The 13179-nt window shown below is 71.0% G+C and carries 13 protein-coding genes; 4 read left to right on the top strand and 9 right to left on the bottom strand.

Features of this window, described 5'->3' with window-relative positions; all coding sequences use genetic code 11:
- Positions 1-278: 278 nt before the first annotated feature.
- From MTF69_RS22785 to MTF69_RS22775, 3 genes are all read right to left on the bottom strand, one after another.
- Positions 279-890: a hypothetical protein gene (locus MTF69_RS22785; protein WP_243337088.1), complete on the bottom strand. Its 612-nt coding sequence runs from the start codon at positions 888-890 to the stop codon at positions 279-281.
- A 206-nt stretch (positions 891-1096) separates the two neighbouring features.
- Positions 1097-1297, bottom strand: coding sequence for a DUF397 domain-containing protein (locus MTF69_RS22780; protein ID WP_243337086.1), 201 nt, complete (start codon positions 1295-1297; stop codon positions 1097-1099).
- Between the two features lie 25 nt (positions 1298-1322).
- On the bottom strand, positions 1323-2174 hold the full coding sequence (locus MTF69_RS22775) for a helix-turn-helix transcriptional regulator (protein WP_243337085.1): 852 nt from the start codon (positions 2172-2174) through the stop codon (positions 1323-1325).
- A 355-nt stretch (positions 2175-2529) separates the two neighbouring features.
- Between MTF69_RS22775 and MTF69_RS22770 the strand changes: the two genes are divergently transcribed.
- Both MTF69_RS22770 and MTF69_RS22765 read left to right on the top strand, forming a co-directional pair.
- Complete coding sequence (locus MTF69_RS22770) at positions 2530-2931, top strand: ATP-binding protein (RefSeq protein ID WP_243337083.1); 402 nt, start codon at positions 2530-2532, stop codon at positions 2929-2931.
- Positions 2928-3131: a hypothetical protein gene (locus MTF69_RS22765; RefSeq protein WP_243337082.1), complete on the top strand. Its 204-nt coding sequence runs from the start codon at positions 2928-2930 to the stop codon at positions 3129-3131. The genes MTF69_RS22770 and MTF69_RS22765 overlap by 4 nt, the downstream gene beginning before the upstream one ends.
- A gap of 102 nt (positions 3132-3233) precedes the next feature.
- Here MTF69_RS22765 and MTF69_RS22760 read toward each other — a convergent pair whose 3' ends face one another.
- The 6 genes from MTF69_RS22760 to MTF69_RS22735 form a co-directional block, all read right to left on the bottom strand.
- Positions 3234-4148: a siderophore-interacting protein gene (locus tag MTF69_RS22760; protein ID WP_243337081.1), complete on the bottom strand. Its 915-nt coding sequence runs from the start codon at positions 4146-4148 to the stop codon at positions 3234-3236.
- A 91-nt stretch (positions 4149-4239) separates the two neighbouring features.
- Positions 4240-5277 carry an ABC transporter substrate-binding protein gene (locus MTF69_RS22755; RefSeq protein WP_243337080.1) on the bottom strand — a complete coding sequence of 346 codons (1038 nt, stop codon included), beginning with the start codon at positions 5275-5277 and terminating at the stop codon, positions 4240-4242.
- Positions 5278-5403: 126 nt separating this feature from the next.
- Positions 5404-6564 carry an acyl-CoA dehydrogenase family protein gene (locus tag MTF69_RS22750; protein WP_243337078.1) on the bottom strand — a complete coding sequence of 387 codons (1161 nt, stop codon included), beginning with the start codon at positions 6562-6564 and terminating at the stop codon, positions 5404-5406.
- An 8-nt stretch (positions 6565-6572) separates the two neighbouring features.
- The gene (locus MTF69_RS22745) at positions 6573-7505 is read right to left on the bottom strand and encodes a hydroxymethylglutaryl-CoA lyase (RefSeq protein WP_243337077.1); all 933 of its coding nucleotides are present in this window, start codon (positions 7503-7505) and stop codon (positions 6573-6575) included.
- Positions 7502-9709: a biotin carboxylase N-terminal domain-containing protein gene (locus MTF69_RS22740; RefSeq protein ID WP_243337074.1), complete on the bottom strand. Its 2208-nt coding sequence runs from the start codon at positions 9707-9709 to the stop codon at positions 7502-7504. The genes MTF69_RS22745 and MTF69_RS22740 overlap by 4 nt, the downstream gene beginning before the upstream one ends.
- A 201-nt stretch (positions 9710-9910) precedes the next feature.
- Positions 9911-11527 (bottom strand): carboxyl transferase domain-containing protein, encoded by a 1617-nt coding sequence (locus MTF69_RS22735; protein WP_243337073.1) that lies wholly within the window; start codon positions 11525-11527, stop codon positions 9911-9913.
- Positions 11528-11636: 109 nt separating this feature from the next.
- Between MTF69_RS22735 and MTF69_RS22730 the strand changes: the two genes are divergently transcribed.
- Positions 11637-12215, top strand: a complete 579-nt coding sequence (locus tag MTF69_RS22730; protein WP_243337072.1) for a TetR/AcrR family transcriptional regulator — start codon at positions 11637-11639, stop codon at positions 12213-12215.
- Between the two features lie 77 nt (positions 12216-12292).
- Entirely contained in the window at positions 12293-13090 is a 798-nt protein-coding gene (locus tag MTF69_RS22725; protein ID WP_243337070.1) for a phosphatase, read from the top strand.
- Positions 13091-13179 lie beyond the last annotated feature (89 nt).

Genomic DNA, 13179 nt, shown 5'->3' with positions numbered 1-13179 from the left:
CTTGTCGTTGCACTCGTCCGAACGATCAACACGGCAGAAGGTAGTTCTGGAGGGTGCTGAGGTCGTACCACTTCCAGTCGTCCGGCTGGATGCCCTCTCCCTCCACGGGCGGGGGAGGCGTGGGGTCCTCCAGGTCACGGATACCGACGTACGTGATGCCCTGGAAGACGACGGACTTGACCTCGCTGTTGCTCTGACGGGCGTCGGACGTGCCGTGGGAGAGGCCGGGGCGCGGCCGCTTCCGGGGGTGCTGGTACCCCCGGTACGCCCAACTGCGCCTACCCGGGGATGTACGGCAGGACGAAGTCGAAGTCTCCTGCACGGCGGTGGGCGCCGCCTGCCGCGCAGCGGCCGTTGTCGCTGTGCCCGTAGAAGAACAGGCAGCAGCATTTGTCGCAGAACCGCCAGTTCCGCTGTGAGTTCGCCGACACCGGGATGTCGTGCGGGAGGACGAAGTCGTACCCGGCCATCCGGTGGCCGGAGCCGGTGGGGCAGATGCCGCTGTCCGAACGGCCGTACCAGAACATGGCGAAGCACTTGTCGCAGAACCGCCAGTTCCGTTGGGCCTTCGCGGTCTCGGGCACATCGTGCGGGATGTTGAAGTTGAAGCCCGCCGCGTCGTGGCCGCCGCCAGTCGGGCAGGCGCCGTCCGTGGTGTAGCCGCGGAAGAAGAGCCCGTAACACTTGGCGCAGTACCGCCAGTCCGCCTGTTCTGCCCGCGCCGACCCGAGGGCCTGCGCGGCCGCCGGTCCTGCGGTTGCGACGGAGCCCGCGACCGCACCGGCCAGTCCGGTCGCCACGCCCAGCGCCCCGGTCAGTACGGCCCGCCGTGCGGGCCCGCCCGCCCCCGCCCTGTGCAGTTCTTTGCCTGAAGCCCTCAAGAAGCCCATTGCGCCACCCTTTCCACCCAGGAGCCCGTCGGCGCGGCGTCATCCACGGCGACCGTCACGCCGAGTATTCGGACGTGCGCTCAGGGTGGTCAATCGTCCGGGTGGAATGTGCCTCGGATGGCGGCGCGCCCGGTGGCACGGACCGCGCGCCCCCGCACGCCGTGCGCTCCGGCCGCGCGGGGAGTTGAACAGGGGCTGAGGCGCCCCTAGTTGTGCGCGGAGTCCTTCAGGCCGTGGACGAAGGCGGCCCAAGCCGGGGCCGCGCAGCGGAGGCCGGGGCGGGTGGTGTCCTTGCTGTCCCGGATTGCGCGACCGCCGTTGCTCGTCTCCGCCACCTCGACGCAGTCGCCTCCGGATCCGCTGTAGCTGCTCTTATGCCAAGTGACCTGGGGAGCCGGGGTTTGCATCGGTCTTGTCCTCTCCAAAGTGCCGCTACAGCGCCCCGCGCACGCTGGCGATCAGTTCCAGGCTGTCGTCGGGGCTCAGCGCGATGGTTCGGAGCGAATCGAAGATCAGCGTATATTCTGCGGTCTCCTCTGGCGTCTCCATGAACAGCGTTCCCGTCCGGTGTTCGACGCATACGACGTCGGAGAAGTCCCGGTTGGGGAAGCCGAAGAGGACGAACGAACCGAACAGTCCGGCGTGCGCACCTGCCCGGTCGGGGATCACTTGCAGCTCGATGCGCGGGTGTTGCGCCATCTTGGCCAGGTGATCGAGCTGCTGGCCCATGGCTGAGTGGCCACCCACGGCAATGCGCAGTGCGGCCTCGCCTTGGATGACAGAGAGCCGCGGCGGCTTGGGCTGGTGGAGGACGCTCTGCCGTTCCAGGCGCGCGGTGACCAGCGCGTCGACTTCGTCCCTACTCAGCCCCGCCTGTGCAGCGTTGATCACGGCTCGCGCGTAGTCGGCGGTCTGCAATAGGCCTGCGATCAGGTTCGATTGGAACGACCGGATGTAGTCGGACGTCTCCTCGTAGCCGATGAAGTCGGAGTAGGACGGTCGCGCCAGGCTCGCCCGCTGCACCCAGCCGGGTGCTCGGCCTCGGCGGGCGAGTGTGACCATCTCATCGATCTGTGTGTCGCTGGTGATGCCGTAGAAGGTCAGCAGGTCCCGCAGCTCGCCGAGCGAGATCCCAAGCCGAGCGTTCTCGATGCGGTTGATCTTTGTCCTGTGGCAGCCGATGCGCTCGGCAGCGTCCTCGGGCGTTCTGCCAGCCTCCTCGCGGAACTTGACCAGGAGTGCTGCGAGCCGACGGCGTCGAACAGTTGGCCTGCTCTCGGACATTGGATTCTCCCCAACTGGACCTGTGAGGCACGAGGTTACCGCTCACAAAAGATCATGGGACGAGTTCCAAAGAGTCACTTGCGATTCGCGCGAGAGCGGAGGACTCTGGACTTGTGTCACTCAACGTGTTGACTCGAAGCGGTGAGTGATTATCCGAGTGTCTGCAACAGAAGACCCCCGCGACTGCGCGAACAGTCCGGGGGCGTGGCCAACGCTTACGAAGGAGCGTCAACGTGCTGCATTTTATCGGGCTGGTGTCACCGCTACGGCAGTGGTGGCGTCGGCAAGTTCTCGTGCTCGCCACCTACGGGATCGATCTCGGGCCCCGGGTCATCCACGGGCGGGCGGTGGCCCGGTGAGCGAACCCGAGCAGGTGGTGCGGCGCTGGCGGCGGGAGGCTCGGTGTGTGCCGCTCGCGCGGGCGGAGCTGCGTAAGGCCCTCGCCGACTGGGGCCTCTCCGAGCTGGAGGGGGACGCGCTGCTCGTCGCGTCCGAGCTCGTGACCAACGCCGTGCGGTACGCCGTCGGTCCCCGCGACCGGGAGATCGAGACCCGGTATGTGCGGCTGGGGAACGGGGTGCGCGTCGAGGTGCATGACACCAGTCCCGCGCGGCCCGTCGTCGGGGAGTCGGACCAGGACGGTGACGGCGGGCGCGGGCTCTACCTGGTGGCGGCCGTCGCCGACAGCTGGGCCGTCGGGGAGCGGAGTGGGCCCGGGAAGCGGGTGTGGGCCGAGTTGTCCGTGAAGGCGCCGTGAGCGCCTGGCTGCTGACCCCCGACAGGACGGGGAGCGAGGCGATCTACGAGGTCGAGTGCACCTCGTGTCTGGCGGGGTCCGGGCCGGCCGATGACGACGACGGGCCCGCCGTGTGGGCACTGCGGCATGCGCGAGCGACACGGCACACCGGCTATCGGCGGATCGTCACCGACTTCCAGCGGGCGCTGGCAGCGGACTGAGGAACACGCGAGGCGTGTCCGCGAAGAGGGCCGGTCAGGGCTTCGCGGACACACCTTCGTGCGGTAGGGGCGGGGCCGCCTGACCTCAAGGGACGGCCCGGCCTAGAGCGCCGCCGTCGGGTCCTCGTCGGGGGACTGGCCGGCGTAGGCCTCCGCCAGGAGTTGGTCCTCGGTCGCGCCGAGGCGCCAGTAGCCGGTGAAGCGGACCGCGCGGCGGTCGACGCCGCAGTCCTGGACGAAGTGCCTGCGGACCGCGCGGATCGTCGCGGACTCGCCCGCGATCCAGGCGTACGGGGCTGCGGAGGCGGGCCGTTCGGCCGCCCGGAGGGCCTCCAGTACCCGGTCGGTGCGTTCGCGGCCGGCGCCCGGCTCCCGTACGACCCAGGTGACGTCCGCGTCGGCGGACGTCGGCAGGTACAGCCGGTCGTCCTCGTGCGGGACCTCGAACCAGGCCCTGACCGGGGTGCCCTCGGGGAGCCGGTCCAGGATCGCGGCGGCCGCGGGCAGGGCGGTCTCGTCGGCGTACATCAGGATCGTGTCGGTGGCGGCCGGCGGCTGGAAGCGCACGGACTTGTTCTCCGCGACGGCCGGGCCGATGGCCATGATCCGGCGGCCGGTCACCGCGCGGCCCGCCCAGGACGAGGCGGGGGAGGCGGATCCGTGCAGGACGAAGTCGATGTCCACCTCGTCCACGCCGCCGGGGGTCCGGCGCTGTTCGCGGACCGTGTACGAGCGCATCACCGGGCGCTCCTCGTCCGGCATCGCGCGCCAGTCCCCGAACCAGGTGTCCTCGCCCGTGGACGGCAGCACCGTGTGCTCCCGGCCGGCGGGCGGCAGGAAGAGGGAGAGACTCTGGTCGTAGCCGCCTGAGCGGAAGTCCGTCAGGGAGGCGCCGCCGAAGGTGATCCGCAGGAAGGAGTGGCCGAGGCGGCGCGTGCGGAGCACTTCGAGCGCGAAGAACCGGAAGTGAGGGATCGATTCCTCGGATGCGGCGTCGGCGGTGGCGTTGGCGGTCATGCGGAGGGTCCCCCCTGGGATCGGTGCGGCGACGGGCGAAGCAGAAGGCCCCGGCGCCTGGGTGAGGCGCCGGGGCCGGACGGGTCAGGGGTCAGCTGACCTTCTTGGCGTTCTGGATGGCCTTGGTGAGCTCCTCGACGATCTGCGCGCACTTCTCGTACGAGTAGATCGGCTCGGTCACGCGGGGGGTGATCTGACCGGCCTTGACGGCGGGCATCTCGGCCCAGGTCGGCTTGGCCTTCAGCTCCTGCGGCTGGAGGGTGCCGGTGCGGTTGTCGAGGAGGACCACGTCGGCCTTGTACTTGCCGGCGTTCTCCCAGCTGAGGCTCTCGAAGAAGCCGCCCTCGACCTTGTCCGGGGTGACGAACTCGACGCCGAGCGACTGGAAGTACTTCAGGTCGGCGGAGGTGGCCGGGGTGGAGACGTAGAACAGGTCGGCGGCGCCGGAACCGACGAGCACCTTGATGCCGGGGTTCGCCTTGGTGGCCTCGCGGAGCTTCGCGGAGGCGGCCTCGAAGCGGGCCTTGGCGTCGACGGTCTTCTTGGTGCTCAGGTCGGCACCCAGGGACTTCGCGAGGTCCGCGGTGCGGGCCAGGGCCTTGTCCATCGTGACGTCGCCGCCCACGCCGATCGCGGCGGCCGGGGCCAGCTTCAGGATCTTGTCCTTGGAGGCCTCGGGCAGGTACCAGTAGCTGTCCTTCTCCCAGGTGTTGGTCACCAGGAGGTCGGGCTGGAGGGCCGCGTACTTCTCGACGTTGAACTCGTCGTAGACGTTGCCGATGATCTCGACCTTGGAGATGTCCATCGAGCCGGCCTGCACGTCGGCCTTGCCGTCGGCGGTCTTCGTCGGGCCGAACACGCCCTTGACGTTCACCCCGTAGTCGTAGAGCGCGGCCGCGGTGCCGGTGAAGGCGACGATGTTCTTCGGCGTGGACTTGGCGGTGACGTCCTTGCCCATGTCGTCCTTGAAGCTCCACGCGCCCGAAGCGGCGCCCGTGCCCTTCTCGCCCGAACCGTCCTTCGCGGAGTCGCCGCCACCGCAGGCGGTGAGCGCGGCCACGAGGCCGAGGGCGCCACCTGCCGCGATGAGACCGCGGCGGGTGAGGAGGGAGGAGCGGGACTTGGGCATGGGGATGTCCACTTTCGTACGTACTCGGGCGGCTCGGGTGTTCGATAGGAAGGTTAGCCTAACCTTGGCTGAAAATGGCAAGGGGCCCTTCTCGCGAAGGGCCCCTTGCCGCACCACCGGCTGTCGCTAGGCGGAAAGCCCCAGCTCACGGGCGATCAGCATGCGCTGCACCTCGCTCGTGCCCTCGCCGATCTCCAGGATCTTCGAGTCGCGCCACATGCGGGCCACCGGGTACTCGTTCATGAACCCGTAGCCGCCGTGGATCTGCGTGGCGTCGCGCGCGTTGTCGACCGCCACCGTCGAGGAGTACAGCTTCGCGATGGCCGCCTCCTTCTTGAAGGGCTCCCCGGACACGAGCCGGGAGGCCGCGTCGCGCCAGCCGATCCGGGCCATGTGGGCGCGCATCTCCATGTCCGCCAGCTTGAACTGGATGGCCTGGTTGTCGCCGATCGCCTTGCCGAAGGCGTGCCGCTCCTTGGCGTACTTCACCGACTCGTCCACGCAGCCCTGCGCCAGGCCCGTCGCGAGCGCCGAGATGGCCACGCGGCCCTCGTCGAGGATCCGCAGGAACTGGGCGTAGCCGCGGCCCTCTTCGCCGACCAGGTTGGCGAGGGGGACCCGTACGCCGTCAAAGGACAGCTCGCGGGTGTCCGAGGCGTTCCAGCCGACCTTGGAGTAGGGGGCGGCCACCGTGAAGCCGGGGGTGCCCGACGGGACGATGATCGAGGAGATCTCGGGGCGGCCGTCCGCCTTGCGGCCCGTCACGGCGGTGACGGTGACCAGACCGGTGATGTCCGTACCGGAGTTGGTGATGAAGCACTTGGAGCCGTTGATCACCCACTCATCGCCGTCCCGGACGGCGGTCGTGCGCGTGCCGCCCGCGTCGCTGCCCGCACCGGGCTCGGTCAGGCCGAAGGCGCCGAGGATCTCGCCGGAGCACATCTTCGGCAGCCACTGCTGCTTCTGCTCCTCGGTGCCGAAGAGGTAGAGGGGCATCGCGCCGAGCGAGACGCCGGCCTCCAGGGTGATGGCGACCGAGGAGTCGACGCGGGCCAGCTCCTCCAGGGCGATGCCGAGGGCGAGGTAGTCGCCGCCCATGCCGCCGTACTCCTCCGGGAAGGGCAGGCCGAACAGGCCCATGCGGCCCATCTCGCGGACGATCTCGTACGGGAACTCGTGCCGCTCGTACAGGTCGCCGATCTTGGGCGCCACCACATCGTGCGCGAACGCCTCGACGGTGCGGCGGAGTTCCTCGTGCTCGGGGGTGAGCCGGTGGTCGAGGGCCATGGTCTTCGTTACTCCTTGTGGGAGAGGGCGCGGACGGTACGGGAGGGGCTGGGACGCCCCAGCTGTTCGGCCATCCACAGGCTCGTGGCGGTGAGGGCGGCCAGATCGACCCCGGTCTCGATGCCGAGGCCGTCGAGCATCCAGACGAGGTCCTCGGTCGCGAGATTGCCGGTGGCGCTCTTGGCGTACGGGCATCCGCCGAGGCCGCCCGCGGAGGCGTCGACGGTGGTCACGCCGTGCTGGAGCGCGGCGAGGGTGTTGGACAGGGCCTGGCCGTAGGTGTCGTGGAAGTGGACGCCGATCCGGTCGGTGCCCACGCCCTCCTCGTTGAGCGCGGAGAGCAGGGCCTGCACGTGCCCCGGGGTGGCGACGCCGATGGTGTCGCCGAGGCTCAGCTCGTCACAGCCGAGGTCGAGGAGGGCCTTGGCGACGCCGACCACCTGGTGGACCGGGACCGGGCCCTCCCAGGGGTCGCCGAAGCACATGGAGAGGTAGCCGCGGACGTGCGCCTCGTGCTCCTTGGCGCGGGCCACGACGGGCTCGAACATCGCGAGGGACTCGGCGACGGTGCGGTTGAGGTTGCGGGAGGCGAAGGTCTCGGTGGCCGAACCGAACACGGCGATCCGGGTGGCACCGAGCGCGAGCGCGCGGTCGAGGCCGCGCTCGTTGGGGACGAGGACCGGCAGCGCGGCCCGCACGTCGGCGAGGAGGGGGAACAGCTCCTCGGCGTCGGCCAGCTGGGGGACCCACTTGGGGTGCACGAAGCTGGTGGCCTCGATGGTGGTGAGGCCGGCGGCGGCCAGCCGGTGCACGAACTCGGCCTTCACGTGGGTCGGGACGGCCGTCTTCTCGTTCTGCAGCCCGTCGCGGGCGCCGACCTCGTGGATCCGGATCCGGGCCGGGAGGCCCTCGTCCGGGAAGCTCATCGGAAGCCCGTTCATTCGCCCGTCCCCTCCTCGTCCGGGGTGACCACGGCCAGGACCTGGTCCATGGCGACCGTGGTGCCGGGGGTGACGTCGAGTTCGGTGACGGTGCCGGCGTGCGGGGCGGAGATGACGTGCTCCATCTTCATGGCCTCGACGACGAGCAGGCTCTGCCCGGCGGCGACCTTCTCGCCGACGGCGACCTTGACCACCGTGACGGTGCCGGGCATCGGCGCCGCGAGGGTGTCGGCGCCGCCGCGTCCCGCTCCGCGGAGGTTCGCCTCGACCGGGTCGTACGCCTGCACGTGCCAGGAGTCGCCGTCCCGGCCGAGCCAAGTCCCTTCGGGGGAGGCTGCGTGGGCGAAGCGGTGCGTGACTCCGTCGAGTTCGACCGTGAGGTGGTCGGGGGTGCGGTGCACGATCCGGCCCCGGGCCGGGGCGCTGGGGCTCCGCCCCAGACCCCGCGCCTCAAACGCCGGCGGGGCTGGATTTGGCTGGGCGCCGCCGTCGGGTGCGGGCAGGAGGATTTCGGCCTGCGTGCCGTGTGCGCCGGGACCCCGTCCCGGGACGCCCGTGCCCGCGGGCCGGGTGCGGACCGTGACCGGGTCCTGGCCCGGGAGGCGGAAGTGGTGGACCGTCCAGGCGGGGGTGCCGCCGAGGCGCCAGCCGTTGGCGGAGTCGAACGGGTCGACCCACGCTTTCAGCCCGTCCGGCGTTTGAGGACCGGGATCCGGGGCGGAGCCCCCACGCGGCGGAGCCGCAAATCCGGCACGCCGGGAAGGGGCGGGGTGGGGGAAAGAGCCCCCGGCCAGCAGCGCGGCCGCCGCGTACACCTCGTCCGGGACCCCCTCGGGGAGGAGCCCGGCCAGGTCCCGCTCGACCAGGCCCGTGTCCAGGTCCCCGGACACCACATCCGGGTGCGCGAGCAGCCTCCGCAGGAAGCCCGTGTTGGTCTGGACGCCCAGGATCACGGTGTCCGCGAGGGCACCCCGCAGTACACGGAGCGCGGCCGCCCGGTCGGGGCCGTAGGCGATGACCTTCGACAGCATCGGGTCGTACGTGGACCCGGTGTCGACCCCCGCCACCAGACCGGAGTCCGTACGGACGGAGCCGCCGGACGGCTCCGACAGGGCCAGGACGGTGCCCCCGGACGGCAGGAACCCCCGCGCCGGATCCTCCGCGCAGACGCGGGCCTCGATCGCGTGCCCGGTCAGCCGGACCTCCGACTGGCCGAAGCCCAGCTCCGCGCCCGCCGCGACCCGGAGCTGCTGCTCCACCAGGTCCAGCCCGCCCCCGGCGATGGACACGACGAGCTCGGTGACCGGGTGCTCCACCTGGAGCCGGGTGTTCATCTCCATGAAGAAGTACGAGGAGGGGTCCCCGCCCGGGACGATGAACTCCACCGTCCCCGCGCCGACGTACCCGCAGGACCGCGCCGCCTCCACCGCCGCCGCGCCCATCGAGGCCCGCAGCTCCGGCGTCAGCAGGACCGACGGCGCCTCCTCGATCACCTTCTGGTGGCGCCGCTGGAGCGAGCACTCGCGCTCCCCGAGGTGGACCACGTTCCCGTGGGCGTCCGCCAGTACCTGGATCTCGATGTGCCGGGGCCGGTCCACCCAGCGCTCCACGAGCAGGGTGTCGTCGCCGAAGGAGGACTTCGCCTCGCGCCGGGCCGACGCGATCTCCTCGCCGAGCAGCGCGGAGTCCCGTACCAGCCGCATGCCCTTGCCGCCGCCGCCCGCCGAGGGCTTCAGCAGCACCGGCATGCCGATCTTCTCGGCGGCCGAGACCAGTTCGGCGTCGGACAGCCCGCTGCCCGAGGAACCGGGGACCACGGGCACGCCCGCCGCCTTCACGGTCTCCTTGGCGCGGATCTTGTCGCCCATCAGGGAGATCGCCGAGGCCGGCGGCCCGATGAAGGCCAGGCCCGCGTCCGCGCAGGCGGCCGCGAAGGCGGCGTTCTCCGCGAGGAAGCCGTAGCCGGGGTGGACGGCCTCGGCGCCCGTCCGGCGCGCCGCGTCGAGCAGCCGCTCCACCGACAGGTAGCTCTCGGCGGCCGCCGCCGGGCCGATGCGGACGGCCGTGTCGGCCTCCCGTACGTGCCGGGCGTCCGCGTCGGCGTCGCTGAAGACGGCCACGGAACGGATGCCGAGCTCCCGCAGCGTGCGGATGACCCGGACCGCGATCTCGCCGCGGTTCGCGACCAGAACAGTGCTGAACATCGAAAAGTTCCTCACGTCACCCAAACCTTCGGTAGGGTCGTGGAATGCGTAGCGAGAACCAAGCACGCATGTGAAATCCCATAGCTTGTCGTCATATCCGGGCTGGTCTCAACCCGGCTGGTGTTGATCGCAGAAGACTCGATCGTTCGCTGAGCGATAGAGCAGCGTGAGCCAGGAATCCCCCTCATTGAGGGGGAGGATTCAAATACGGAAGATGCCGAAGTGTGAATCACCCAGCGGGGCGTTCGCGCACGCGGTCAGTGCCAGTCCGAGTACCTGCCTTGTCTCCAGCGGGTCGATGACCCCGTCGTCCCAAAGCCGTGCCGTGGCGTAGTACGCGTTGCCCTGCTCCTCGTACTGCGCTCGGACCGGGGCCTTGAAAGCGTCCTCGTCCTCAGCTGTCCACTCGTGGCCCGCGCCTTCGATCTGGTCCCGCTTGACCGTCGCCAAAACGGACGCCGCCTGTTCGCCACCCATGACGGAGATCTTGGCGTTGGGCCACATCCACAGGAAGCGCGGCGAATAAGCGCGCCCGCACATGGAATAGTTGCCGGCGCCGAACGAGCCGCCGACCACCACCGTGAGCTTCGGGACCCGGGTGCAGGCCACGGCCGTGACCATCTTGGCGCCGTGCTTGGCGATGCCGCCCGCCTCGTAGTCCCGGCCGACCATGAAGCCGGAGATGTTCTGGAGGAAGAGCAGCGGGATGCCGCGCTGGTCGCACAGCTCGATGAAGTGCGCGCCCTTCTGGGCCGATTCGGAGAACAGGATGCCGTTGTTGGCGACGATCCCGACCGGGTGCCCGTGGATCCGGGCGAAGCCGGTGACCAGGGTCTGCCCGAACTCCGCCTTGAACTCCTGGAAGCGGGAGCCGTCCACGATCCGGGCGATGATCTCGCGGGCGTCGTAGGGGGTGCGGGAGTCGACGGGGACCGCGCCGTACAGCCCGTACGGGTCCACCTTGGGCTCCTCGGGAGCCTCGACCGACCAGGGAAGGGCCTGGCGCCCGGGCAGGGTCGCCACGATGTTCCGTACGATCCGCAGCGCGTGGGCGTCGTCCTGCGCGAGGTGGTCGGTGACCCCGGAGGTCCGGGAGTGGACCTCGCCGCCGCCCAGCTCCTCGGCCGTGACCACCTCTCCCGTGGCGGCCTTCACCAGCGGCGGGCCGCCGAGGAAGATCGTGCCCTGGCCGCGGACGATGACGGCCTCGTCGCTCATGGCCGGTACGTACGCCCCGCCCGCGGTGCAGGAGCCGAGGACGGCGGCGATCTGCGGGATGCCGGCCCCCGACATGCGGGCCTGGTTGTAGAAGATGCGGCCGAAGTGGTCCCGGTCGGGGAAGACCTCGTCCTGCATGGGGAGGAAGGCGCCGCCCGAGTCGACCAGGTACAGGCAGGGGAGACGATTCTCCAGGGCCACTTCCTGGGCGCGCAGGTGCTTCTTCACGGTCATCGGGTAGTACGTGCCGCCCTTGACGGTGGCGTCGTTCGCGACGATCACGCACTCGCGGCCGCTGACCCGGCCGATGCCGGCGATCACCCCGGCGGCCGGGGCCGCGCCCCCGTACATGCCCTCGGCGGCCAGCGGGGCCAGCTCCAGGAAGGGGGACCCGGGGTCGAGGAGGGCGTCCACGCGGTCGCGCGGCAGCAGCTTCCCGCGGGCGGTGTGGCGGGCGCGGGCCTTCTCGCCGCCGCCGAGCCGGGCGGCCTCCAGCCGGGCCCGCAGGCCCTCGGAGAGCTCACGGTGGGCGGCCTCGTTGGCCCGCCAGGCATCGGACGCCGGGTCGGCGGCGCTCGTCAGCACTGGTGCCTGCTGCATCGGTCGAGCTCCCTTGCTCGGTGCGCTCTGGTTCATTCGGTTAATGAGCGTTAACGCATGTGGGACTTAGGTTAACGACCGCTAACGGCCCTGTCTAGAATGGATTCCCATGAGCACCAGAGCAGCCGCCCCGACCCGGCGCGAGCAGATCCTCGGCGAGGCTGCGCGCCTCTTCGCCGAGCGCGGTTTCCACGGCGTGGGCGTGGACGAGATAGGGGCCGCGGTGGGCATCAGCGGCCCCGGCCTGTACCGGCATTTCGCGGGCAAGGACGCGATGCTCGCCGAGCTGCTCGTCGGCATCAGCGAACGGCTGCTCACGGGCGGCCGGCGCCGGGTGGAGGAGGCGGCCGGCGACCCGTCCGGCGTACTGGCCTCCCTCATCGACGGCCACATCGACTTCGCGCTCGACGACCGGGCGCTGATCACCCTCCACGACCGGGAGCTGGACCGGCTGCGCGAGGCCGACCGCAAGCTCGTGCGGCAGCTCCAGCGCAAGTACGTCGAGCTGTGGGTCGACGTCGTACGGGAGCTGCACCCCGAGGTGGGCGAGGCGGAGGTACGCGTCTCCGTGCACGCGGTCTTCGGCCTGCTGAACTCCACCCCGCACCTGGCCGCGCTCGGCCGGGACGCGACGGAGTCGCTGCTGCGCCGGCTCGCGAACGGAGCCTTCGGGGCGCTGTCGGGATGACGAGGCGCGTCCGCGGGTCGGGACGGGGGCCGGGATGGAAGGGACGGCTCCGGGCACGCGGCGGCAGAATGGGCCGCATGCCGAAGCCGATAGAGACGCCTGTCCCCAGCCGAGCCGAACTCATCGACCACCTGGTCCGCACGCGGATCGCGGGCGAGGTGGCCACCCCGCGCGACAACAACCTCTCCCACTACCGCAAGCTCGCCAACGGCGACCGGCACTACTGGCTGGGCCTGGAGCTGGGCGACCGCTGGACGGACGAGCAGGACGTGCTCGCGGTGATGGCCGAGCGCTGCGGTGTCGTGGACGACCCCGGGCACCGCGTCGGCCAGGACACCATCGACCCCGAACTCACCGTGGCCGCCCTCGACCGGATGGCCGCGCGGCTGCGCAAGGCCGCGCTGGACCGGCAGAGCGTGCTGCTGGCCACGGGGCACCCGGGCGGGCTGCTGGACGTGCACCGGGCCACGGCCGACGCGTTGCGCGCGGCGGGCTGCGAGATCGTGGTGATCCCGCAGGGGCTGGTCGCCGACGAGGGCTCGGTGTGGCAGTTCGCGGACGTCGCGGTCCTGGAGCGGGGTGCGACACTCTGGCACACCCACTCGCCGGAGCCGATGGCGGCGATCCTGGACGCGCTGGCGGCGCTGGGCCGCCCCCAGCCCGACCTGGTCGTCGCCGACCACGGCTGGGCGGGCTGCGCGGCGCAGCGCGGGCTGGACGCGGTGGGCTACGCCGACTGCAACGACCCCGCGCTCTTCCTGGCCGAGGCCGAAGGCACCCTTCAGGTGGCGGTCCCCCTGGACGACCACGTCCGCGACCCGCGCTTCTACGACCCGATGGTCGCGTACCTCCTGGCGGCGGCGGGCCTGCTGTAATCCTGGCGGCTCGGGTGCGGCGCCGTTGCCGGGGACCAGTCCCCGGGCCCCTGCGCCTCAAACGCCGGCGGGGCTGGGTTGTGGCCGGC

The sequence above is a fragment of the Streptomyces sp. AP-93 genome (genome assembly GCF_022808175.1).
Taxonomy (GTDB): domain Bacteria; phylum Actinomycetota; class Actinomycetes; order Streptomycetales; family Streptomycetaceae; genus Streptomyces.
The sequence above is the reverse complement of the archived record's forward strand: the minus strand, read 5'-3'. Positions and strand labels throughout refer to the sequence as shown.

What these genes read in the sequence shown, in the direction of transcription:
- MTF69_RS22785 (WP_243337088.1), bottom strand. Translation starts at nt 890, where the DNA reads ATGGGCTTCTTGAGGGCTTCAGGCAAAGAACTGCACAGGGCGGGGGCG.
- MTF69_RS22780 (WP_243337086.1), bottom strand. Translation starts at nt 1,297, where the DNA reads ATGCAAACCCCGGCTCCCCAGGTCACTTGGCATAAGAGCAGCTACAGC.
- MTF69_RS22775 (WP_243337085.1), bottom strand. Translation starts at nt 2,174, where the DNA reads ATGTCCGAGAGCAGGCCAACTGTTCGACGCCGTCGGCTCGCAGCACTC.
- MTF69_RS22760 (WP_243337081.1), bottom strand. Translation starts at nt 4,148, where the DNA reads ATGACCGCCAACGCCACCGCCGACGCCGCATCCGAGGAATCGATCCCT.
- MTF69_RS22755 (WP_243337080.1), bottom strand. Translation starts at nt 5,277, where the DNA reads ATGCCCAAGTCCCGCTCCTCCCTCCTCACCCGCCGCGGTCTCATCGCG.
- MTF69_RS22750 (WP_243337078.1), bottom strand. Translation starts at nt 6,564, where the DNA reads ATGGCCCTCGACCACCGGCTCACCCCCGAGCACGAGGAACTCCGCCGC.
- MTF69_RS22745 (WP_243337077.1), bottom strand. Translation starts at nt 7,505, where the DNA reads ATGAACGGGCTTCCGATGAGCTTCCCGGACGAGGGCCTCCCGGCCCGG.
- MTF69_RS22740 (WP_243337074.1), bottom strand. Translation starts at nt 9,709, where the DNA reads ATGTTCAGCACTGTTCTGGTCGCGAACCGCGGCGAGATCGCGGTCCGG.
- MTF69_RS22735 (WP_243337073.1), bottom strand. Translation starts at nt 11,527, where the DNA reads ATGCAGCAGGCACCAGTGCTGACGAGCGCCGCCGACCCGGCGTCCGAT.
- MTF69_RS22730 (WP_243337072.1), top strand. Translation starts at nt 11,637, where the DNA reads ATGAGCACCAGAGCAGCCGCCCCGACCCGGCGCGAGCAGATCCTCGGC.
- MTF69_RS22725 (WP_243337070.1), top strand. Translation starts at nt 12,293, where the DNA reads ATGCCGAAGCCGATAGAGACGCCTGTCCCCAGCCGAGCCGAACTCATC.